The organism is Streptomyces sp. NPDC107500, from assembly GCF_055582785.1.
This window is the reverse complement of sequence record NZ_JBVJPF010000004.1, coordinates 153,347-173,853: the sequence shown is the minus strand read 5'-3', so window position 1 is coordinate 173,853 and position 20,507 is coordinate 153,347. Positions and strand designations below refer to the sequence as shown.

Annotated in this window: 19 protein-coding genes; 9 read left to right on the top strand and 10 right to left on the bottom strand. The window is 71.5% G+C overall.

The genetic code is table 11. The features are described 5' to 3' along the window. The first annotated feature begins 153 nt into the window (after positions 1 to 153). Positions 154 to 936: a DUF899 domain-containing protein gene (locus tag ACZ67M_RS17270; protein WP_469851539.1), complete on the top strand. Its 783-nt coding sequence runs from the start codon at positions 154 to 156 to the stop codon at positions 934 to 936. A gap of 48 nt (positions 937 to 984) precedes the next feature. Here ACZ67M_RS17270 and ACZ67M_RS17265 read toward each other — a convergent pair whose 3' ends face one another. Then, a complete protein-coding gene (locus tag ACZ67M_RS17265; protein ID WP_469851538.1) occupies positions 985 to 1,584 on the bottom strand; it encodes a GrpB family protein in 600 nt (199 codons plus the stop codon). 63 nt (positions 1,585 to 1,647) lie between these two features. Between ACZ67M_RS17265 and ACZ67M_RS17260 the strand changes: the two genes are divergently transcribed. Beyond that, positions 1,648 to 2,136 (top strand): diadenosine tetraphosphate hydrolase, encoded by a 489-nt coding sequence (locus ACZ67M_RS17260; RefSeq protein ID WP_469851536.1) that lies wholly within the window; start codon positions 1,648 to 1,650, stop codon positions 2,134 to 2,136. 18 nt (positions 2,137 to 2,154) lie between these two features. Here the strand turns inward: ACZ67M_RS17260 and ACZ67M_RS17255 are convergent, their stop codons facing one another. Beyond that, entirely contained in the window at positions 2,155 to 3,003 is an 849-nt protein-coding gene (locus ACZ67M_RS17255) for a helix-turn-helix transcriptional regulator (RefSeq protein ID WP_469851534.1), read from the bottom strand. Between the two features lie 101 nt (positions 3,004 to 3,104). On the opposite strand from ACZ67M_RS17255, the gene ACZ67M_RS17250 reads away from it, so the two are divergent. The 3 genes from ACZ67M_RS17250 (at position 3,105) to ACZ67M_RS17240 (ending at position 5,658) form a co-directional block, all read left to right on the top strand. Beyond that, a complete protein-coding gene (locus ACZ67M_RS17250; protein WP_469851532.1) occupies positions 3,105 to 3,869 on the top strand; it encodes an SDR family oxidoreductase in 765 nt (254 codons plus the stop codon). A 152-nt stretch (positions 3,870 to 4,021) separates the two neighbouring features. Next, positions 4,022 to 4,486 (top strand): spore-associated protein A, encoded by a 465-nt coding sequence (locus ACZ67M_RS17245; RefSeq protein WP_469852047.1) that lies wholly within the window; start codon positions 4,022 to 4,024, stop codon positions 4,484 to 4,486. Between the two features lie 68 nt (positions 4,487 to 4,554). Then, positions 4,555 to 5,658: an enoyl-CoA hydratase/isomerase family protein gene (locus ACZ67M_RS17240; protein WP_469851530.1), complete on the top strand. Its 1,104-nt coding sequence runs from the start codon at positions 4,555 to 4,557 to the stop codon at positions 5,656 to 5,658. Here ACZ67M_RS17240 and ACZ67M_RS17235 read toward each other — a convergent pair. The 3 genes from ACZ67M_RS17235 to aceA are packed head-to-tail and all read right to left on the bottom strand — an operon-like array spanning position 5,643 to position 9,451. After that, complete coding sequence (locus ACZ67M_RS17235) at positions 5,643 to 6,512, bottom strand: 3-hydroxybutyryl-CoA dehydrogenase (RefSeq protein WP_469851528.1); 870 nt, start codon at positions 6,510 to 6,512, stop codon at positions 5,643 to 5,645. The two genes, ACZ67M_RS17240 and ACZ67M_RS17235, sit on opposite strands and share 16 nt — an antisense overlap. Beyond that, positions 6,509 to 8,107, bottom strand: coding sequence for a malate synthase A (aceB, locus tag ACZ67M_RS17230; protein WP_469851526.1), 1,599 nt, complete (start codon positions 8,105 to 8,107; stop codon positions 6,509 to 6,511). Before aceB ends, ACZ67M_RS17235 begins: the two co-directional genes overlap by 4 nt. A 60-nt stretch (positions 8,108 to 8,167) precedes the next feature. Then, entirely contained in the window at positions 8,168 to 9,451 is a 1,284-nt protein-coding gene (gene aceA / locus ACZ67M_RS17225) for an isocitrate lyase (RefSeq protein ID WP_469851525.1), read from the bottom strand. Positions 9,452 to 9,831: 380 nt separating this feature from the next. On the opposite strand from aceA, the gene ACZ67M_RS17220 reads away from it, so the two are divergent. Both ACZ67M_RS17220 and ACZ67M_RS17215 read left to right on the top strand, forming a co-directional pair. Next, the gene (locus ACZ67M_RS17220; RefSeq protein ID WP_469851523.1) at positions 9,832 to 11,238 is read left to right on the top strand and encodes a short-chain fatty acyl-CoA regulator family protein; all 1,407 of its coding nucleotides are present in this window, start codon (positions 9,832 to 9,834) and stop codon (positions 11,236 to 11,238) included. Positions 11,239 to 11,400: 162 nt separating this feature from the next. Beyond that, a complete protein-coding gene (locus ACZ67M_RS17215; RefSeq protein WP_469851522.1) occupies positions 11,401 to 12,390 on the top strand; it encodes a ferric reductase-like transmembrane domain-containing protein in 990 nt (329 codons plus the stop codon). An 18-nt stretch (positions 12,391 to 12,408) separates the two neighbouring features. On the opposite strand, the gene ACZ67M_RS17210 is transcribed toward ACZ67M_RS17215, so the two are convergent. After that, positions 12,409 to 12,816: a VOC family protein gene (locus tag ACZ67M_RS17210; protein ID WP_385795714.1), complete on the bottom strand. Its 408-nt coding sequence runs from the start codon at positions 12,814 to 12,816 to the stop codon at positions 12,409 to 12,411. Between the two features lie 146 nt (positions 12,817 to 12,962). Here ACZ67M_RS17210 and ACZ67M_RS17205 point away from each other — a divergent pair, with 146 nt between their 5' ends. After that, complete coding sequence (locus ACZ67M_RS17205; RefSeq protein WP_469851521.1) at positions 12,963 to 13,982, top strand: ArsR/SmtB family transcription factor; 1,020 nt, start codon at positions 12,963 to 12,965, stop codon at positions 13,980 to 13,982. Between the two features lie 7 nt (positions 13,983 to 13,989). On the opposite strand, the gene ACZ67M_RS17200 is transcribed toward ACZ67M_RS17205, so the two are convergent. Both ACZ67M_RS17200 and ACZ67M_RS17195 read right to left on the bottom strand, forming a co-directional pair. Continuing rightward, positions 13,990 to 15,651: a serine/threonine protein kinase gene (locus ACZ67M_RS17200; RefSeq protein ID WP_469851520.1), complete on the bottom strand. Its 1,662-nt coding sequence runs from the start codon at positions 15,649 to 15,651 to the stop codon at positions 13,990 to 13,992. Between the two features lie 114 nt (positions 15,652 to 15,765). Beyond that, positions 15,766 to 16,962, bottom strand: coding sequence for a serine hydrolase domain-containing protein (locus ACZ67M_RS17195; protein ID WP_469851519.1), 1,197 nt, complete (start codon positions 16,960 to 16,962; stop codon positions 15,766 to 15,768). 190 nt (positions 16,963 to 17,152) lie between these two features. On the opposite strand from ACZ67M_RS17195, the gene ACZ67M_RS17190 reads away from it, so the two are divergent. Next, a complete protein-coding gene (locus tag ACZ67M_RS17190; protein ID WP_467323873.1) occupies positions 17,153 to 17,899 on the top strand; it encodes a DUF1838 family protein in 747 nt (248 codons plus the stop codon). A 170-nt stretch (positions 17,900 to 18,069) separates the two neighbouring features. On the opposite strand, the gene ACZ67M_RS17185 is transcribed toward ACZ67M_RS17190, so the two are convergent. Next, positions 18,070 to 19,068: a nuclear transport factor 2 family protein gene (locus ACZ67M_RS17185; RefSeq protein WP_392012991.1), complete on the bottom strand. Its 999-nt coding sequence runs from the start codon at positions 19,066 to 19,068 to the stop codon at positions 18,070 to 18,072. An 83-nt stretch (positions 19,069 to 19,151) separates the two neighbouring features. After that, positions 19,152 to 20,504 carry an MFS transporter gene (locus ACZ67M_RS17180; protein ID WP_469851518.1) on the bottom strand — a complete coding sequence of 451 codons (1,353 nt, stop codon included), beginning with the start codon at positions 20,502 to 20,504 and terminating at the stop codon, positions 19,152 to 19,154. Positions 20,505 to 20,507: the final 3 nt, after the last annotated feature.

The following is a 20,507-nucleotide window of genomic DNA, read 5'->3' as shown; positions in this document are numbered from 1 at the left end:
GGTCAGGGGCCACCACCGTGCAGCCGGGCGGTGCGCCCATGAACCCGGTGAACGGCACCCCGCGATGAGTTCCGGCCGAGGCGCGAGTCTGAACCTGGTGAGCGTCGTAGCCCCGCGCGGCGCCGCCCGGCACGAGACACCACGGAGGATGTCATGACGCACACGCCGAGTGACCCGACCACCGCGCCGTCCGGCCGTCCGCCCGTGGTGGACCAGGCCACCTGGCAGGCCGCGCGTGACGAGCTGCTGGTCCGCGAGAAGGCGCACACCCGTGCCGGTGACGCCCTCGCGGCGGCCCGTCGCCGGCTGCCGATGGTCGAGTTCGACGGGACGGTCGAGGTCGTCGGACCCGACGGGCCGGTCCCCTTCCTGGACCTCTTCCAGGGCCGCGACGAGCTCGTGGTCTACAAGCACATGTGGTACGACGGCGCACCCCACCAGGGGCAGTGCGAGGGCTGCACCACCACGGTCTGGCACCTGAAGGACCCCGTCTACCTCAACGCCCGCGGCGTCTCGTTCGCCGTCGTGACCACGGGCCGCTGGGAGGAGGTCGCCGCCTACGTCGAGTTCATGGGCTACACCCAGCCCTGGTACTCGGTCCGCGGTGTGGACGGACCGGCCGGCGGCGACATGGGCTACCTCACCTCCTACCTGCGCGAGGGCGACCGCGTCTTCCTCACCTACTCCACGACGGGCCGCGGAAACGAGCGAGTCAACGGCTCCCTCGGCCTGCTCGACATGACGCCGTACGGCCGCGGCGAGGCGTGGGAGGACAAGCCCGAGGGCCGGCCGGAGGGCGGCGAGCCGTGCTGGTCGTGGCGCTCGGACGCCGACGGCAACGCCACCTGGGGCCCGACCAGCCGCCCCGTGCCCCAGTGGACGCGCCCCGGCGCGACCCCGGAGGAGACCCTCGGCCGCCTCGGCCACCACGGCTGAGGCGAGGCCGCCGGTCGGAGGCGGCATCGGGCGAAGCGACTTCCGGGTTCACCGGCCCTCCGCGTGACCGTGGCCGCCGGACACCGGATGCCAGCCCGTGTCGGCCGCCCAGCGTTCCGCCGCAGCCATCAGCACCTCGGTCGCCGGCCCTTTGATCTGCCCGTAGTCGGACAGGTCCGGCACGCTGTGGGCGAGGCGCTTCTTGAAGGCGCCCCACGCGTCGCGGGTGGCGGTGTCCGAGCGCAGGTAGTCGCGGAACAGGAGTGCGAACCGGGCGTTGGGTGAGCCCACTTCGCGCAGGTGGACGTTGCAGCGGCGGGCGCCGACGGGCGGTGCGAACACGAGCTTGGGGCAGGGCCGGCCGCCCGAGATCTCCTCCCGGTTCCACGGCTCAGGACGGCACCGGAAGCCGACGGCGGTCAGGAGCCCGACGTGACGCTCCACGTCGAGGGCGTCGACCTGGACCTGGACGTCCACGCAGTCCTTGGCCGCGAGTCCGGGCACCGACGTCGACCCGATGTGGTCGATCGCGCGGGCCTCGGCCCCGAGCGCACCCCGCAGCACACCGGCCAGCCGCTCGAAGTCCTCCGCCCACCGCGGCTCGTGCTCCACCACGGCCACCGGAGCCGACTCATCGGGAAAGGGCATGCCCCCAGCATGACGGAGGCGGCCGGCCTTCGAGAGCGTGGGCGGCAAAGGTAGGTTCAGGCCATGGCTGATGACTGGCGGACGGGTCGGATCGGGGCCGCGCTGAGGGGTGAGAACCCGACCGTGATGCGGAGACTGGCGGCGGGGTTCGCGGTCATCGGGGACGTCCAGTTCCTGCCGGGCTACTCGGTGCTCCTCGTCGACGAGCCGGATGTGCAGCGGCTGTCCGACCTGCCGAGGACGAAACGGCTGGCGTTCCTGTCCGGCATGGACCGGCTCGGCGAAGCGGTGGAACGCGCCTGCCGGCATCTGGACCCCGCCTTCCGCCGCGTCAACCTAAAGATCCTCGGCAACACGGACCCCTTCCTGCACGCGCACGTATGGCCGCGCTACGACTGGGAGCCGCCCGACCTGATCGGTGCCCCCGTCTGGCTCCATCCCCGGGACCGGTGGAGCGACGACCGGTTCCGGCTGGGGTCGCGACACGACGCACTGCGCGCCTCGATCGTCCGCGAACTGGACGAGCTGGGAAGGGCAGACGGGGGCGAGTGAGTGGGCGCGGGCCCGCGGTCAGCGGTCCGCCTCCGAGAAGGTGTCGACACCGAGTACGGCAAGCAGGCGCAGTTTCTCGTAGCCCTCCGTGCGCGGGGGAGCGGTGAGGACCAGGAGCGTCTGCCGCTGGTCCTCCGTGAACAGTGCCTGGCAGTCCACCTCGATCGGGCCCAGCTCCGGGTGGACGAGCGTCTTGTGGTCCTCGAAGCGCTGCGCGACCTCGTGCCGGGCCCACAGCTCGGCGAACTCCTCGCTCGCCTTCTCCAGCGTCCGTACGAGTTCGCCGGCCCGCGACCGCTCACCCTGCAGGCCGTAGGCGGCGCGCAGGTTCGCCACCTGGGCGCGGCTCTGCCGGTCCCGGTCGGCCTCGGGGTAGAGGGACCGCTCCGCCGGGTCGGTGAACCAGCGGTAGATCGCGCTGCGCGCCGCCCCGGTGTGCCGGGACGCGTCCCCGAACAGGGCCGTGGCCAGCCGGTTCTGCACCAGCGTCTCGCCCAGGTCGGTCAGGACGAGCGCCGGTGTGTCGTCGAGCCGGTCGAGGACCCTGAGGAGTGCCGGGGCGACATGAGTGGTGGCCGACAGTGACGTCGGCGCGTTGTGCCCGGCGACCCGGTACAGGTAGTCGCGCTCGGTGCCGGTGAGCCGCAGCGCACGGGCCAGCGAGGCCAGCATGTGCTCGCTGGGCTGCGGGCCGCGCCGCTGCTCCAGGCGGGTGTAGTAGTCGGTCGACATCACGGCGAGGGAGGCGACCTCCTCACGCCGGAGCCCCTTCGCCCGCCGGCGGGGACCCGCGGGAAGTCCGGTGTCCTCCGGCCGCAGCGCCTCACGGCGGCTGCGCAGGAAATCGGCCAGTGCTGCACGGTCCATGCGGTCGATTGTCGCCCGGCGCCGACGACTGAGCCAGGGATCGCCGATCCCCCGACAAGCGGTCTCTGCACCCGGGCCCGCGCACCGGCCACGATCGAGGCATGGACATCTCCGGAAACACCGTCTTCATCCCAGGCTCCACCAGCGGAATCGGCCTCGCCCTCGCCCTCGAACTGCAAGCCCGCGGGAACAAGGTCATCGTCGGCGGGCGGCGCGGCGACCTGCTCGCGCGGATCGCGGCCGACCACCCCGGCATCGACACCGTGCGGATCGACACCACGGACGCCGCGAGCATCGCGACCGCCGCCAAGCAGGTGCTCGCGGACCACCCGGACCTCAACGTCCTCGTCACGATGGCCGGCGTGATGCACGCCGAGGACTGGCACGACCCCGCCACCTTCCTCGCCACCGCGGAGTCCACGGTGGCGACCAACGTGCTCGGCCCGATCCGGCTCATCGCCGCCTTCGTCGAACACCTGCGGACCCGCCCGGACGCCACGATCATGACCGTCTCCTCGGGCCTGGCCTTCACCCCGCTCAAGGTCACGCCCAGCTACAACGCGTCGAAGGCCGCGATCCACATGCTCAGCGAGTCCCTCCGGCTCCAGCTCGCCGACACCTCCGTGAAGGTCGTGGAACTCGTACCCCCCTCCGTGCGCACCGCGCTGCTGCCCGGCCAGGAGAACAACGAGCACGCCATGCCGCTCGACGAGTTCGTCACCGAGGCCGTCGGCCTGATCGAGGCCGAGCCCGACGCCCGGGAGATCCAGGTCGAGCGCGTGAGGTTCCTGCGCTACGGGGAGGCCCGCGGCGACTACGACCAGGTCGTGGCCGCACTCAACGCGACCGACCCGCACGGGAAGTAGGCGGCCACTCCGCGATCTTCTTCACGAATGGCCGTAAACAGCCGTCAACGGCGTACAACCACCGAACAGGCGCAAAGGTCTCAACGGGTGGCTTCAGCAACACCATGGGGAGGCCAGTCCGATTCACGGATCGAGGCGCCATGAAGCGTTCCATGCAAGCCGTGGGTACGTCGTTGATCGCCGTCGGGGCCATCGGAGCGGCGCTGTTGGTGACCGCTCCCGCCGCCGGCGCGGCCACCAACGGCGCGACCGCCGCGTACAACGGGGTCTGCGGCTCCGGCTACAAGGTGGTGAACTCCATGCCGATCGGGAACACCGGCACGGTCTACCTCACCTACAACTCGGCAACGGGCAAGAACTGCACGGTGACCATCCGCAACAGCACCGGCGCACCGAAGTACATGGTGGCCTACGTGCGCAACGTCGACAGCAGCGAGGACATGTACGACGCGGGCGAGTACCGCTCGTACGCCGGGCCGGTGTACGCCTTCGCGCGAGGTGCCTGCGTGGAGTGGGGCGGCGTCATCGACAACCTGCAGGCCTGGAACTACGGCTCCAACTGCGGCGCGCTCGCTGCCAAGACCCCGCAGAAGGACTGGTTCGCCGGCGACCGGTGACGACCGGGAGGGGGCTCCGCCGCAGGGCGGAGACCCCCTCGTCGCGTGGAGCCGAGTACGGTGTCGAGATGAACGGCACCGACGCACCCGTCCTCCTGCACACCACCGGCCGGGCCGCGCACATCACCCTCAACCGCCCCAGGGCCCTGAACTCCCTCACCCACGAGATGGTGCTCCGCGTCGACGAGGCGCTGACCGCCTGGGAGCGGGACCCGGCCGTCGAGACCGTCGTCGTCACCGGCGCCGGCGAGCGCGGCCTGTGCGCGGGCGGCGACATCCGGACCATCCACGACGACGCCCGCGACGGCGACGGCACGGCATCGGCCGCCTTCTGGCGCGACGAGTACCGGCTCAACGCCCGTATCGCCCGCTACCCGAAGCCGTACGTCGCCGTCATGGACGGCATCGTCATGGGCGGCGGCGTCGGCGTCTCCGCGCACGGCAGTGTCCGGATCGTCACCGAACGCTCCCGGATCGCCATGCCCGAGACCGGCATCGGCTTCGTCCCCGACGTCGGCGGCACCCACCTGCTCGCCCGCGCCCCCGGCGAACTAGGCACCCACCTCGCTCTGACCGGCACACAGATCGGCGCCGCCGACGCCCTGCTCTGCGGTCTCGCCGACCACTACGTGCCCTCCGCGGCGCTGGGCGACCTCGCCGACGAACTGGCCGAACTGCCCGCCGCCGAGGCCCTGGCCCGGTACGCGCAGGCGCCCCCGCAGGGTGTCCTGGCCGCGCACCGGACCTGGATCGACGCCTGCTATGCGACGGACGGCGTCGAGGAGGCCGTGCGGCGGCTGTACGACCACGGTGATCCGGCCGCCAAGGAGGCCGCCGAGACCCTGCTCACCAGGTCGCCGACCTCCCTCAAGGTCACCCTCGCCGCCGTACGCAGAGCCCGCGATCTCGGCTCCCTGGAACGGGTCCTGGAACGGGTCCTGGACCAGGAGTACCGCGTCTCCTGCGCGGCACTGACCGCACCCGACCTGGTCGAGGGCATCCGCGCCCAGATCATCGACAAGGACCGCGACCCCCGCTGGACGCCGGCCGTCCTGGCCGACGTCACCGACGCGGACGTCGAGCGCTTCTTCACCCCCCTCGGCGAGCACGAACTCGGGCTCGCCACCACGGCCGGCACCGCGCCGGAACCCGGCGGTCAGACCCGGTCGTAGGTGTGGAACCCCCGGCCGGTCTTCCGGCCGAGGAGCCCCGCCTCCACCATGCGCTGGAGCAGCGGCGGCGGGGCGTACAACTGCTCGCGGAACTCGTCGTACAGCGACTCCGCGATCGAGGCGACCGTGTCCAGACCGATCAGGTCGGCCAGCCGCAGCGGCCCCATGGGATGGGCGCAGCCCAGCTCCATGCCCGCGTCGATGTCCGCCGCGGTGGCGAAGCCGGACTCCGCCATCCGCACCGCGGACAACAGGTACGGGACGAGCAGCGCGTTGACGACGAACCCCGCCCGGTCCTGTGACCGGACCACCGTCTTGCCGAGTGCGCGGGTCGCGAAGTCCTCGACGAGCAAGACCGTGGCCGCCGACGTGTGCAGGGACGAGACGACCTCGACCAGGGGCAGCACCGGCACGGGATTGAAGAAGTGCAGGCCCACGACCCGGTCCGCGCGGCCGGTCGCCATGCCCAGCCGCATGACCGGCAGCGAGGAGGTGTTGGTGGCCAGCACGGCCTCCGGATCCTCGACGATCTTGTCGAGCGCGCCGAAGACCTCCGCCTTGGCGTCCGCGTTCTCCACCACCGCCTCGACGACCAGCTGGCGGTCGGCGAGGTCGTCGAGGCTCCCCGTGAACACGAGGCGGGCCAGCGCGTCCTCCGCGTCCGACGGCCCCAGCTTCCCGCGTAGTACCGCGCGGTCGAGGGACGCCGTGACCCGGTCCCGGGCGGTGCGGGCGGCGAGGGCGTCGGCCTCGCACACCACCGTGTCCAGGCCCGCCCGGGCGCACACCTCGGCGATGCCGGCGCCCATCTGCCCGCCGCCGACCACACCCACACGCCTGATGCCGACGCTCATGACCCGGTCTCCGTCCGCCGCACGAGGTGGCGGGTGTACGCGTCCGGGGTGAAGAACAGCGGCAGCTCACCCGCCAGCACCGTCCGCTCGAACAGCGCCCGGATGTCGTCGAAGGACGCCCACGGGGAGATCGCGCCGAGCGCGACGACCTCCTCGTCGAGCAGCCGCAGCACGGTCTCCCGGTCGATCACCCGGTGCCGCAGCCACTGCCAGACCTGCACGCGGGCGATCTCGGCGGTGGCCGCGTCCTCCATCAGCCCGTCCACCGCGACCGCGCCCTCACCGCGCAGCCAGCCGGCGAAGTAGCGGAGCGCGACGGAGATGTTGGTGCGCACGCCCTCCGGGGTCGGCGGGCCGGTGACCCGGCGGACCGACAGCAGATCGACGGCCGTGACCTCGACGTCGTCGCGGGTGCGGTCGAGCTGGTGGGGCCGTTCGCCGAGGACGCCGTCGAAGACGTCGCGGCACACCGGCACCAGGGCCGGGTGGGCGACCCAGGAGCCGTCGAAGCCGTCCTCCGCCTCCCGCTCCTTGTCCAGCCGCACTTTGGCGAAGACCGCCTCGTTCGCGGCCGGATCGCCGCCAGGCACCTGGGCGGCCATGCCGCCGACGGCGTGCGCTCCGCGCCTGTGGCAGGTGCGCACGAGCAGTTCGGTGTAGGCGCGCATGAAGGGCGCGGTCATCGTGACCCTCGCGCGGTCCGGGAGGAGGAAGTCGGTGCGGTGCCCGAAGGTCTTGATGATGCTGAAGAGGTAGTCCCAGCGGCCGGCGTTGAGACCGGCGGAGTGCTCGCGCAGCTCGTAAAGGATCTCCTCCATCTCGAACGCCGCGGTGATCGTCTCGATGAGGACGGTGGCCCGGACCGTGCCCCGGGGGATGCCGAGCAACTCCTGCGCCAGCAGGAAGACGTCGTTCCAGAGGCGGGCCTCGTAGCGGTTCTCCAGCTTGGGGAGGTAGAAGTAGGGGCCACGGCCCGCGTCGATCTGCCGCCGCGCGCAGTGGAAGAAGTAGAGGCCGAAGTCGACGAGGGCCGCGGGCACGGGCCCGCCGTCGAACTCCAGGTGCTCCTCGTCGAGGTGCCAGCCGCGCGGGCGGACCATGAGGGTGGCGAGCCGGTCGCGGTCGGCGAGCCGGTACTCCTTGCCCTCCGGCGTGGTGAAGTCGATACGGCGCTCGACGGCGTCGAGCAGGGTGAGCTGGCCGTCGACGATGTTGTCCCAGGTGGGCGAGGTGGCGTCCTCGAAGTCCGCCATCCAGACCTTCGCACCGGAGTTGAGCGCGTTGACGGCCATCCGCCGGTTCGGCGGGCCGGTGATCTCCACCCGCCGGTCGGTCAGACCGGGTGCTGGCGGCGCGACCCGCCAGGACGGATCGTTCCGCACCGCCGCGGTGACCATGGGGAAGACGAGCGGAGAGCCCGACGCGAGCCGCAGGGCCTGGCGGCGGCGTTCCTTCATGAGGTCCCGCCGGCGCTCCCCGAAGGCCGCGGCGAGACGGCCGAGGAAGTCCAGGGCGGCGGGGGTGAGGATCTCGTCGTGCCGGTGGCCCGGAGCGGCGAGAACACGGAGCTGGTGGGGCGGTGCGAGGGTGGTCATGGCGATCTCCTGGGAGAGGGGAGGGCGGGCCGGGCCGCGCGGGCGGCCCGGCCCGGCTGCCTAGTGGAACTGCTCTTCCTCCGTGGACCCCGCGAGAGCGGTGGTGGAGGAGGCCGGGTTGACGGCGGTGGAGACCAGGTCGAAGTAGCCGGTGCCGACCTCGCGCTGGTGCTTGACGGCGGTGAAGCCCTGGGCCTGGGCGGCGAACTCCTTCTCCTGGAGGTCGACGTAGGCGGTCATGCCGTGCTCGGCGTAGCCGCGGGCCAGGTCGAACATGCCGTGGTTCAGGGAGTGGAAACCGGCCAGGGTGATGAACTGGAACTTGTAGCCCATCGCTCCCAGCTCCCGCTGGAACTTGGCGATATGGTCGTCGTCCAGCGCCGCCTTCCAGTTGAAGGACGGCGAGCAGTTGTAGGCGAGCATCTGGTCGGGGTACCGCGCGTGGATCGCCTCGGCGAACTCGCGGGCCTGGGCCAGGTCCGGGGTGCCGGTCTCGACCCAGATCAGGTCGGCGTACGGCGCGTAGGCGAGGCCGCGGGCGATGACCGGAGCCATGCCGTTGCGCACCCGGTAGAAGCCCTCCGCGGTGCGTTCGCCGGTGACGAACTCGGCGTCGCGCTCGTCGACGTCGCTGGTGAGCAGGTTGGCGGCGAGTGCGTCGGTGCGGGCGACGATCACGGTCGGCACGTCGGCGATGTCGGCGGCGAGGCGGGCCGCGTTGAGGGTGCGGATGTGCTGCGAGGTCGGCACCAGCACCTTGCCGCCGAGGTGGCCGCACTTCTTCTCGGAGGCGAGCTGGTCCTCGTAGTGGATGCCGGCCGCGCCGGCGGCGATCATCGCCTTGGTCAGTTCGAAGGCGTTCAGCGGGCCGCCGAAACCGGCCTCCGCGTCGGCGACGACCGGCGCGAGCCAGTCGGTGGTGTCCCCGGCGCCCTCGGACGTGGCGATCTGGTCGGCACGGAGCAGCGCGTTGTTGATGCGGCGCACCACCTGCGGCACGGAGTTGGCCGGGTACAGGCTCTGGTCCGGGTAGGTGTGCCCGGCCTGGTTGGCGTCGGCGGCGACCTGCCAGCCGGACAGGTAGATCGCCTGGAGGCCCGCCTTGACCTGCTGCACGGCCTGCCCGCCGGTGAGCGCCCCGAGGGCGTGCACGTAGTCCAGGTCGTGCAGCTGCCGCCACAGCCGCTCGGCACCCCGCCGGGCCAGGGTGTGCTCCTCGCGGACGCTGCCGGAGAGCCGCAGCACCTCGTCGGCGCCGTACGTGCGCTCGATGCCCCGCCACCTCGGGTCGGTGGCCCAGCGCCGCGCGAGTTCCTCGGCCGCCTGTGTCCTAGCCTCTGCCATGACTGTCACCGTCTCCTCGGTCTGTGGTGTCTGCCAATCCCGAACCGGTCGGCATCGGGCGTGGCACTGCGTGTCTGTCCTGTGGCTGCGGCCCGCCGGGACCCCTGGAGGCGGGATGAGCAATGCTGCCGGTGAGCAGGGTCACCCACACCGATCCGTACGACGTCAGGGCATGAAATCGCGGGTCGGTCCCGGGTGGCCGTCCACCGGTTCCGGCGGGCCGCACTGAGACTCTGACACTGGCACTGAGTGCCATCAACCGTGGATGAATGCCAAGTTCTGCGAATCTTCCGGCCGGATTCTGCCAATCTTGCGAAGGCCCCACGGCAGGGCATCGTCCCGTACTCTGTCGGTCGGTTTCCTGGTGCGGAGGAGTGGCCGTGAGCAAGACCTATGCGGGGGCGCGGCTGCGGCGCCTGCGTGAGGACCGTCGGATGAGCCAGGCCGAGCTGGCCCGGGTCCTCGGCATCTCGCCGAGCTACCTCAACCAGATGGAGCACGACTCCCGGCCGCTCACGGTGCCCGTGCTGCTGCGGCTGACCGAGGCGTTCGGCGTCGACCCGGGGTTCTTCTCCGCACGCGACACGACCCGCCTCGTCGCCGACCTGCGCGAGGCCCTGTCCACGGAGATCGCAGAGTCCCGGGTCTCCGCCGCCGACCTGACCGACCTCGCGGCGCGGATGCCCGAAGTGGCCCGCGTCCTGCTCGACCTCGGCAGGCGCAACCAGCGGTTGTCCGAGCGGCTGGCCGGCGCCACGGACGGCCGGGCCGGCGAGCCGGCGGCCGCCTCACCCCACGAGGAGGTCCGGGACTTCTTCTACCGGCGCGAGAACTACCTGCACGACACCGACCTGTCAGCCGAGCGCCTGGCCGCGGAGATCGGCATACGTCCGGGCGAGGTGATCGGCGCCCTCACCGCCCGACTCGCCCAGGCCCACGGCGTCCACCTGGCCGCCGAGGCCGGCGACCGGCTCCACCACTACGACGAGGCGACCCGCACCCTGTACCTGTCGTCGCGCCTGCGTCCCGGGCGGCGCGCCTTCCGCATGGCCACGCAGCTCGCCCTGCTGGAGCACGGGGACGCCCTCGACCGGCTCGCCGCCGAGGACTTCACGCCCGGCTCGGCACCGCACGCCCTGACCCGCATCGGCATCGCCAACTACTTCGCCGCCGCGCTGATCCTGCCCTACGGCACCTTCCACGCCGCGGCCGAGGAGGCCCGCTACGACATCGACGTGCTCACCGACCACTACGGCGTCGGCTACGAGACGGTCTGCCACCGCCTGAGCACCCTCCAGCGGCCCCGGCTGCGCGGCGTACCGTTCTCCTTCGTCCGCGTCGACCGGGCCGGCAACATGTCCAAGCGGCAGTCGGCCACCGGCTTCCACTTCTCCCGGGCGGGCGGCACCTGCCCGCTGTGGAACGTCTACGAGGCGTTCGCCGCCCCCGGCCGCATCCACGTCCAGATCGCCGAGATGCCCGACGGACAGCGCTATCTGTGGACCGCCCGGGCGGTCACCCGCCACCGAGGCCGGTGGAACGAAGCCGGCAGGACGTATGCCATCGGCCTCGGCTGCGAGACCCGTCACGCCCACCGGCTCGTCTACTCGGACGGCCTCGACCTGGGCAACGCCGCCGCCGCGACCCCCATCGGGATGGGCTGCCGCGTCTGTGAGCGCCTCGACTGCTCCCAGCGGGCCGCGCCACCGCTGGGCCGAGGGCTGCTCGTCGACCAGAACAGCAGCACCTTCGTGCCCTATCCGGTCGCGGACGACGGTTCCCGCTGAGCGCGGCGGTCGGCCAAGTACCCGCGCCACCGCACCTTTTCGGCCGTACACCCGCGACGCCTCGGCTTGATCGCGACTCGGTGCCCCGCTGTCCCGTCGGCCAGACTGATGGCCCCACGACACACGCGCACCGTCGCGGCGGCGGCGCCCGGGAGGCCCCTGATGGTGTCCAACGCGAGGCCTGAGGAAGACGGGCCGGCCGCCCCTCGAACCGGACCCGAGCGCCGCCCCGCCGACCGCCCCGCCCTCCGAGGTGATCTGAGGTCCGCGGTGCCCGACGCCTCCGCCGCGGTGGCGGTCACGGCGGCCGTGTTCGCGTTCCTCTACGCGCGCATGGGGTCGGGGGACTCGGCCACCGTCGCGGTCATGCCGTTCATGGACGATCCGGGCACCTACTGGATGTACCTGCTCAGCCAGGCGTTCGGCTGGTCCGGCCTGCTGTGGGCGTGGGGCACGGTGATGCTCGGACTGCTGCTGTCCGGACCGCGCCCCACCCGGCTGCCCGTCACCCGGCAGGTTCTGGAACGCTGGCACCGGACGACCAGCCTGACCACGATGGCCCTGATGTTCGCGCACGCGCTGATGTTCGCGGCCGAACTCGTGCGCTACGAAACGAAGGTGGGATGGGCCGAGCGGCTCTGGGTCGCCTTCGCGGACAGCTTTGTACCCGGCTGGTACGACTCCGGCACCGGCCGGATCGCCATCCCCGTCGGCCAGGCCGCCCTGTACCTGGCCGTACCCCTGGGCCTGTTGTTCTACGTCCGGCACCGCATCGGCGCGAACGCCTGGCGGCGACTGCACCGGTTCGTCATCGTCGTGTACGTGCTGAGCGTCGGGCACACCCTCCTGTACGGGACCAACGTCTGGTACGGGGAGTGGCCGCGCACCGTGCTGTGGCTGCTGCAACTCCCCGTCGCGGCGTTGCTGTTGCTGCGTCTGATGCGACCGGCCCGGCGCGCCGAGCGACTGGCCGCGCCCGGGATGCACGAGGGCGCGTCCCGGGCGGGATGGACTGCGCGAGCCGCCGGACGCGTCCTCGTCGCCGCCGTCGTCGTGGGTCTTCTGATCGTGGTGGTGTCCGGCCGCGACGGCGGACGGGACCGTCCGGCCGAACCACCGGCGACCGGCCCGCACGCGCCGGCCTCGGAGTGACCGCGGCGACCGCCGGAATCAGCCCTGCGCCGCCGTCGGATCCATCCACATCACCTCCCAGGTGTGCCCGTCGAGGTCGTCGAAGGCGCGGCCGTACATGAAGCCGTGGTCCTGGGGCTCACCGGTGACCGAGCCCCCGGCGGCCACCGCCTTCTCGACCAGCGCGTCGACCTCCTCCCGGCCGGCGGCGCTCAGGGCGAGCAGCACCTCGCTGGACGACGTCGAGTCCACGATCCGCTTCTTCGTGAACTCGGCGTACTTGCGGTGGGTGTGCAGCATGACGTTGATGGTGTCGCTGAGGGGAATCGCCGCCGTCGTGTCGTCGCTGAAGGTGTCGTCGGCGGCGAAGCCCAGTTCGGCGAAGAACTTCCTGGCCGCGTCGAGGTCGTTGGTGGCCAGGTTCACGAAGATCATCTGCTGGTGCACGGGGTGATGCCTTTCCTACGGCTGTGACGGTGGTCCCCGGAGCCTAGGAACCGAACGCCTGCCTGACGCGTTGATTCGATCAGGTTCGAATGCCGGTCTGCGGCGAACCGTTCATCGGGGTTGAGAACGCACAGGGGAGCGGACTCGTGATTCGCCTGCACATGCCCGCCGAGCGGCTGGCCGGTCTGCGCTGGGCCGTGTCACCCGTGGGGGAGTTGGCAGCCGCGCTGGTGGCCGTGTCCGAGGTCCGCAGACCTTCGCCCGCCCTCCGCCGGTTCGGGGCCCTGCTGTCCTCCGGCCGGCTGCCGACGCTCGCCGCCGTGTCCCGCGGATACACCGCCTACCTCCCGGAACTGCTCACGCCGGCACCCCGTACCTTCCTGCCGTCGGTCGAGGACCAGTTGCACGCCGTCGCCACGACCCCGACGAGCACGGTGGGAACCCAGTTCACCGCCTTCCTGGCCGGGGGACCGGCGCGGGGCAGCCGCTGCCCCTGGCTGCGCGAAGGCCAGCTCGAACGCGCCGAGGAGCGGGTGCGGCCCAGGATCGAGGTCGGCGAGGGCGAACTGCGGGAGCGTCTCGCCCGAGAGTTGCACTGGCTGTGGTCGAAGACCATGGCGCCCCGCTGGTCCGAGACCACCGCGAGCTTCGAGGGCTTCGTGGAACGGCACGGCGCCGTCGCGGCCCGCGAAGGACTCGGTGGTGCCCTCGCGGCCCTGCACTCCTCCCTGCGCTGGCAGGACGGCGCACTACAGGTCACCTCTGCCTACGAGGGCGAGGTAGGCGGCACACACCCCCTCACGCTCATCCCGAGCCTCTTCCTGGACCGGGTCGGCCTGCACGCCCCCCTGCGACGCGAGGAGGCCCAGCTCGCCATCCCGATGGGCGCAGCACGCCACCCGGGCCCGCGCATCGCGCCCGTCCTCGGCGCCACCCGACTGGCGATCCTCCACAGCCTGACCGAACCGCGCACCACCACGGCGCTGGCCGCCCTGCACCACCTCGCCCCCGCGACGGTCTCCTTCCACCTCACCCGCCTCCTCGCCGCCGACCTGGTGCACCGCAGCCGCTCCGGCCGCCACGTCCACTACCAGCACACCCCCCGGGCCCGCGCCTTCCTCCGCCCGTCCCCGGAGACCGACCCGGCTCCACCGCACCAAACTTGACGTCGCGTCAGCCCCAGACCGGCTTCTCCCGGTTCTCGGGCTCCTCGGTGACGAACTGATCCAGGGACGTGGCCTGCCCGCGCGCGACGTCGGCGACGCGTTCCGTGCTGTCCGACTCGTCCAACGTGACGTCTTCCGAGTACCAGACGGTCACCATCAGGTTCTCCTGCCGGAAATGCACCCACGAGCTGTTGAACTTTCCGTCCGCCCGGCGTCTCTCGTCCATGATCGATCTGACCGCGTGGTCACCCACCTCCTCGAGGACCTTGGTCGTGCCGGGCGAGTCCCCCGAGCGGCGCCCCAGCGTGAACTTTCCCAGCTCCTTGGTCGCGGCCTCCTCCGACGAGTACAACTGCGCGCTGACGATCAACTGATAGGTGTCGAACCTCTGGCTGTCCGGGCTGGCCCAACCGCAGTTCGCCTGCCTGCTGTTGTTGTTGCCGTCGTCGAGCAGCTCCTCGGCGGGCAGTTCCTCCCGTCCCCGCATGTCGTTGCGTTGCAGGTAGCCGCACAGGTCCGGCATCCGCTGGAATCGCGCCGGGGTGAAGGTGGGGGTGGGGCCAGGGCTCGACGGGTCGTCTCCCCAGGCGTCCGCGTAGTAGGTGGTGAGGGTGGTCGCCAGGAAGCCGGTGGCCACCAGGGCCACCAGCACCGGAAGGGTACGTCCCGTGACCCAACGCCGTACCGTCGTTCCGGCGCCGGCCGGCGCTGCGGGTGTGACGTCCGGACCGAGGGCGCTCCTGTCGGGGGCGGCGGTGAGCGGACGGGTCGCCACAGGCTCGCGGACGGCTGACGGCCCCGCCTCGGCACCGTCGCGTTCACCTGCCGGGACGGCCGCTTCCCGGCGCAGGCCGGCCAGGCGTTCGTGTACGTCCGACGCGCAGCGAGGGCGCGCCTCGGGGTCGCGCCGCAGAAGCCCGGCGAGAAGATCCGCGACCGCTGCGGGGACGTCGGGGCGCAGGTCGGTCACCCGCCGGGCCTCCTCGTCGAGTTTGCGGCGGATCAACGAGAGGGCGCCGCCGTCGCCGAAGGGCGGCTCGCCGGTGAGCAGGGCGAACAGGAGGCCGCCCAGGGCGTACAGATCCGAACGCTCGTCACCGCGCTGGTCCAGGAACTGCTCCGGCGCTCCGTACTGGGCGGTGCCGACGGGGGACAGGAGCGTCGTGGGCGCCACGGTGAACGTGTGGGCATGGGTGAAACCGGCGATGCCGAAATCCACGACCTTGACCGAGCCCCCGGCCGTGAGCATGACGTTCGACGGCTTGATGTCGTAGTGGACGACACCCGCGTCGTGCGCCGCGACGAGTGCCGCGCAGACCTGCGACGCGATCTCCAGCGCCCGGTCCAGTGGCGGCGGACCGTGCTCGTGCATGTCGTGGGCCAGGCTGGTGCCCTCGACCCGCTCCATGACGAGGTACCACAGGTCGCCGGAGACACCGCGGTCGTACAGGGCGACGATGTTCGGATGACTGATCTGGGCCGCAGCCACGGCCTCCCGCTCGAACCGCTGGATCAGCTCGGCGGGAGCGTGCTCGTCGCGGCACAGGAGCTTGACGGCGACCCTGCGGTGCAGAACGCGGTCACGACCGGACCAGACCTCACCCATGCCCCCGCGACCGAGCTGCTCCTCCAGCTCGTACCGGTCCCCGATCCGAGCGCCCCGTTCCACGTGCGCGACCTCCGTCGATCCGCCCCTGCCGGTAGCTCCGGCACCACGGATCACGCAAGCATCCCGTCCGCGGTTCCCGCAACGCCCGCGTCCGAACCCGGGATGGCGGGGCTGTCACCCGGCGCTGTCCGGGGCGCGCGTCAGCAGGTCGGCCACCCGGGCGATCAGCTGGCTCTCCGTACCGTCGCGTACCGTCGTCGGGTGGTACGCGAGGACGAAGCGGCGGCTCTGGTCGCGGGTGGAGAACGCGGCGTTCTTGTAGCCGTACGTCTCGCCGGTCTTGCCCCACAGGACGACGCCGTTGACGGCGGCCTGTTGCAGTCCGGTGCTGTAGCGGGCCGGGCTGCCGTCGAGCATGCGCACCTCGTCCGGGGGCAGGGTGAACATCAGCCGGAGCAGCCGGGGCGGCAGCAGTTCGCCCGAGAACAGCGCGGTCAGCAGCCGGTCCACGTCGTCCACCGTGGAGATCATGTCGCCCTCGCCGCGGGCCGACGACTGGTCGTACTCGGTGATGTCCCGCAGCCGGCCGTCCGCCGTTCTGAGGTACCCGTGCACATGCCGGCCACGGATGCGCGGGTCGTCTCCCGGCACGGCGGTGCGGGTCAGGCCCAGCGGGCGCAGGACGCGGGCCGTCACCGCCTCGCCGTACGGGCGCCCGGTCAGCCTGTCGATGATCAGGGCGGCCAGCACGTAGTTGATGCCGCGGTACTCCTGCCGGGTACCCGGCGCGAACTTCAGCGGACCGCGCGTCGCCGTCGCCACCCACTCGCGCGGTGTCCAGTGGTCGAAGCGGTGCCGGAACACCTCCTCGGCCGTCTCCGGCTCGGGGATGCCGACGTGGTCGGGCAGCCCGCTGGTGTGGTTCAACAGGTGGGCCACGGTGATCGCGCCGTACCGGTCCGGCAAGAGGCCCGGAAGGATCCGCCGCACCGGCGTGTCCAGCGTCAACCGGCGCTCCGCCACCAGCTGGAGGACGACCGTGGCGACGAAGACCTTGGTCACGCTGCCGATCCGGATCCTGTCACCCGCCCGCACCGGACGCCGGCTCCCGAGGTCGGCGAGGCCCGAGGTGCCGCGCCAGTGGCCGGCCGTCCCGCCGATCCTGAGCCGCGCCGCGGTCGACGGAGGGGCCGCGCGGTCGTCGATGACCGCCTGAAGCGCGGCGGGGTCCAAGGGCGGGAGCGGCGGCGGCAGCGGCATCGGCGCGGCGCCGGCGCGATGCCCGGGCAGTGCCAGGCCGGTGGCCACTGCGGCGGTCCCGGCCACCGCCACGTGCCCGAATGCCCTTCGTGACATGTGCGTTGAGGTCATGCCCCCACCCTGCCGACCAGCCGGGCACGGAACATCGGGGAGACCCCCCAGCGACCCCTGACGTCACCCCGATCCCGGCCGGGTGTGTGGTCCGGGCCCGCTCCGGGTGAAGCTTTCTTTCTGGTCAATTCCGTTCCATGCCGGGCTGATCGGCGCCGCGTCACCGCGGTGATCGCGCAGAGTACTTCCCATGACGACACCCGCAGAACAGCTCCGCGCCCTCGCCCGCACCCGTGCCTCGCTGGACGGCGAGGAGGTCACCTACTGGTGGACCGGTGACGTGTACGCCTGGGGCCCCGACGAGCCGTACGAGCGTCTCTTCGGCTTCGAGGGGGTCAACGTCGCCCGCCTCGTCCAGGACGCCGACGGAGGTCCGGACGCCTACCGCCTGCTCACCCGCGAGGCCGCCTTCTACCTCGACCCCGTCAGCCGCGAGATCCTGGAGACCTGGCGGGACCTGCCGGTCGTGCACGTCTGGAACGACCCGGCGAACCAGAAGTGGCGACCCTTCCCCGTCCCGACGACCGAACTCGGCGGACAGGTCTGCTTCAGCCTGGAGATCCCCCTCGCCTACCCCTCACCGCTGCCCGTGGCCCAGTACCCGGTCCACTCGGCCGGCGACACGTACAGGGCTCTGGAGCTCTTCCAGTTCTTCGCCGACCGCGCCGACCTGGCGGGCCCCGCGCCCAGTGTCCCGGCGACCATGTCGTGGTCCCGGATGTCCCCGTGGCTTCCGTGGATGGCCCGCGGGCAGCGGCCCGGCGGCCTCACCTTCCACTGCCGGGGCCGCAAGCTCGGCGCGTACACCGAGGTTCCCGATCGCACCCGCGCGTACATCGCCGCTCACCATCCGGAGTTCGCGCACGCCCCGGAGAAGTGGAGCGAGCCGAACGAGACCAGCTGGACCTACTTCCGCAAGCTCAACCCGCCGCAGTAGCCGCCGACGACCCACGGCTCCCGCGAGTCATGGCTGAACAGGTCCCGAGGACACCCTACCGGCCCCGTCGACCCGCGCCGCTTCGAGGACGAGCTGGTGGCCGTGGACCACGGCCACCTCGTCGGCGGCCCGGCACTCGAGTGCCGGACCGCCGACGACAGGGGAGAGGCTCAGTAGATGTTGGCCTCCACCTGCGGGCCCTCCTCGCGTCCCGCGTCGATCTGCGCGCGGAGCGAGATCTCGTCGTAGACGCGGACCTCCTTCACGATGCGGCCGTCCTGGATCAGGAACTGCGACACCCCGAGCACCGTCACCGGCCGTCCGGTGAGGGGGCCGAAGGCGGGGGTGCCGCGGTAGGTGCCGTGCATGGTCCACAGGACGGCGACGCGCAGACCCGCGTAGCGCGGTGAGTGGTTGGTCTGGATGTCCCGGACGGCGAACCGTGCGTCGGGGAAGGGACCGACCATGGCGAGGAGGTCGCTCTGGTAGCGCTCGGGGCGGATGACGGTACGGTCGCCGACCGTGTGCAGGAACAGGTCGCGGACCATGAAGTCGTTGACCCGGTGCAACTGGCGCCGCGTCCACACCTCGTCGATGAACTGAAGCACCATCTCGCACTCGGGACGGTACTCGTCCTGGCGGGCGCCGCTGACGCCTTCCAGCAGCACGTCCGTCGGCGGCTCGTCGAGCATGGAGCCGCTGTAGCCCTGGAAGGTGAGCCGGCGCGCCGCCTCGGCGGGATCGACGCCGCGCTGGAGGCAGTCGGCCAGCTCGTCGCGTACCACCCACTCCTCCACCATCCGGCCCCTGCGGTACAGGCAGTTGGCCACCGTGCGCTTGCGGATGCGGACGTTGCGGCCGTCCACCAGGTGCTCGTCGGCGGAGAAGACCAGGTGGGAGCTGAGGAAGGCGTCGTCGCCGCGCGCCTCCCAGACCACGTCCTCCGCCTGGCCGATGTGGCCCGGCGTGCTGCCCATGCGGATGGTGGTGCCCTCGATGACGCCGTCACGGCCGACGACGGTGCCGAGGCTGGTGTGCACGATCGAGTCGGGCTCGTAGTTGTCGACGATGTGGGCGATGTCCCGGTCGACCCAGATGCGGTCGGTCACCTCGCGGATGAAGTCGTCCGGGTCCTTGTAGGGGAGGTATGCGACGGGGTCGAGAGGCATGGTGCTGTCCGTTCCTGTGATTCGGTGACATCTGTGCGGTCGGGTGTGGATGCGTGGATACTGAATGCGTATGTACTGCTAGGTCACTGGCGGGCGGCGAACTTGTCCGCACCCAGGTGGCTCCGGTACGTCTCCGTCATGAAGGCGCTCACCACGACCAGCGCCAGGAGGGCGCCGGCCGCCAGGTAGGCCCAGACGGCGTAGATGGTGTCGAAGGTGCTGACCAGCAGCGTCGCGACGAACGGCGTGATGCCCATGAAGATGGAGAACGAGCTGTTGTACGCCATGGCGCTCGCGCTGAACCTGGTGCGCGTGGAGAACAGCTCGGCCGCGCAGACGGTGACGATGCCGGTGAGGAAGAACTCCGGCACGATGTAGATGAGTTGACTGGCCACCGCGGCCCCGAAGGTGCCCTCCTCGCCCACCCGGAAGGCGAGTGGGACCAGCACGATGCACGCGATCGCTCCCGTCACCAGCATCGGCTTGCGTCCGATCCGGTCGGACAGCATGCCGGCCAGCGGCAGCAAGGGGATGAGGACCGCGATGGAGATGGCGTTCGAGGCCAGGCCCATCCAGCGCGGCAGGCCGAGCGTGTCGGTCAGGTACTGCGGATAGAACGTGACCCAGCTGTAGGACAGGATCGCGAGCATGATCGAGATCCCGCAGAAGACCAGGATCGGCCGCCACTGGGAGCGCAGCGCCTCACGGACCGGCGACTTGACGACGTCCGCGCCCTCCGCCGTGGCGCGGACGAACTCCGGGGTCTCCTCGATGTGGCGACGCAGCCACACCCCGACCAGGCTGAGCGGGATCGCCAGCAGGAACGGCAGGCGCCACCCGTACGAGTCCAGGGCCTCGCCCTGGAACACCCAGCTGGTCAGGGCCGCCGTACCGGCGCCGGCGAGGGTGCCGACGAAGCAGCTGTTGGAGGCGTACGACGTGTAGTAGGCGCGGCGGTTAGGCTCCGCCCACTCCACGATGAAGGCGACGGCCCCCACGTACTCGCCGCCCGAGACCGCGCCCTGGACGACGCGGAGCAGCAGGAGCAGGAGCGGCGCACCGATGCCGATCTGCTGGTACGTGGGCAGCATGCCGATCAGGGCGGTGGTCACACCCATGGCGACGATGGTCCACAACAGGGTCTTCTTGCGGCCGACCCGGTCGCCCCAGCGGCCCACGAGGGTGCCGCCGAGCGGGCGGAACAGGCAGGCGATGGCGATGATCGCGTACGTGCCCAGCACCGCCACGGTCCGGTCGCTCTCGGGGAAGAACGCCGGGGCCATGATGGGGGCCATGTAGCCGTACAGGCCGTAGTCGAACTGTTCGACGAAATTGCCGATGCTGCCCGCGCCGATGGCTCGGCGTATCGCGTGTCGCTTGTCCGTGTCGGACTGGGGAGAGCCGACTGCTGGGGAGGCCGGTGCTGCGGCGGACATGGC

What these genes read in the sequence shown, in the direction of transcription:
- ACZ67M_RS17270 (WP_469851539.1), top strand. Translation starts at nt 154, where the DNA reads ATGACGCACACGCCGAGTGACCCGACCACCGCGCCGTCCGGCCGTCCG.
- ACZ67M_RS17240 (WP_469851530.1), top strand. Translation starts at nt 4,555, where the DNA reads ATGAACGGCACCGACGCACCCGTCCTCCTGCACACCACCGGCCGGGCC.
- aceA (WP_469851525.1), bottom strand. Translation starts at nt 9,451, where the DNA reads ATGGCAGAGGCTAGGACACAGGCGGCCGAGGAACTCGCGCGGCGCTGG.
- ACZ67M_RS17265 (WP_469851538.1), bottom strand. Translation starts at nt 1,584, where the DNA reads ATGCCCTTTCCCGATGAGTCGGCTCCGGTGGCCGTGGTGGAGCACGAG.
- ACZ67M_RS17255 (WP_469851534.1), bottom strand. Translation starts at nt 3,003, where the DNA reads ATGGACCGTGCAGCACTGGCCGATTTCCTGCGCAGCCGCCGTGAGGCG.
- ACZ67M_RS17190 (WP_467323873.1), top strand. Translation starts at nt 17,153, where the DNA reads ATGACGACACCCGCAGAACAGCTCCGCGCCCTCGCCCGCACCCGTGCC.
- ACZ67M_RS17250 (WP_469851532.1), top strand. Translation starts at nt 3,105, where the DNA reads ATGGACATCTCCGGAAACACCGTCTTCATCCCAGGCTCCACCAGCGGA.
- ACZ67M_RS17215 (WP_469851522.1), top strand. Translation starts at nt 11,401, where the DNA reads ATGGTGTCCAACGCGAGGCCTGAGGAAGACGGGCCGGCCGCCCCTCGA.
- ACZ67M_RS17260 (WP_469851536.1), top strand. Translation starts at nt 1,648, where the DNA reads ATGGCTGATGACTGGCGGACGGGTCGGATCGGGGCCGCGCTGAGGGGT.
- ACZ67M_RS17180 (WP_469851518.1), bottom strand. Translation starts at nt 20,504, where the DNA reads ATGTCCGCCGCAGCACCGGCCTCCCCAGCAGTCGGCTCTCCCCAGTCC.
- ACZ67M_RS17245 (WP_469852047.1), top strand. Translation starts at nt 4,022, where the DNA reads ATGCAAGCCGTGGGTACGTCGTTGATCGCCGTCGGGGCCATCGGAGCG.
- ACZ67M_RS17185 (WP_392012991.1), bottom strand. Translation starts at nt 19,068, where the DNA reads ATGCCTCTCGACCCCGTCGCATACCTCCCCTACAAGGACCCGGACGAC.
- aceB (WP_469851526.1), bottom strand. Translation starts at nt 8,107, where the DNA reads ATGACCACCCTCGCACCGCCCCACCAGCTCCGTGTTCTCGCCGCTCCG.
- ACZ67M_RS17235 (WP_469851528.1), bottom strand. Translation starts at nt 6,512, where the DNA reads ATGAGCGTCGGCATCAGGCGTGTGGGTGTGGTCGGCGGCGGGCAGATG.
- ACZ67M_RS17195 (WP_469851519.1), bottom strand. Translation starts at nt 16,962, where the DNA reads ATGACCTCAACGCACATGTCACGAAGGGCATTCGGGCACGTGGCGGTG.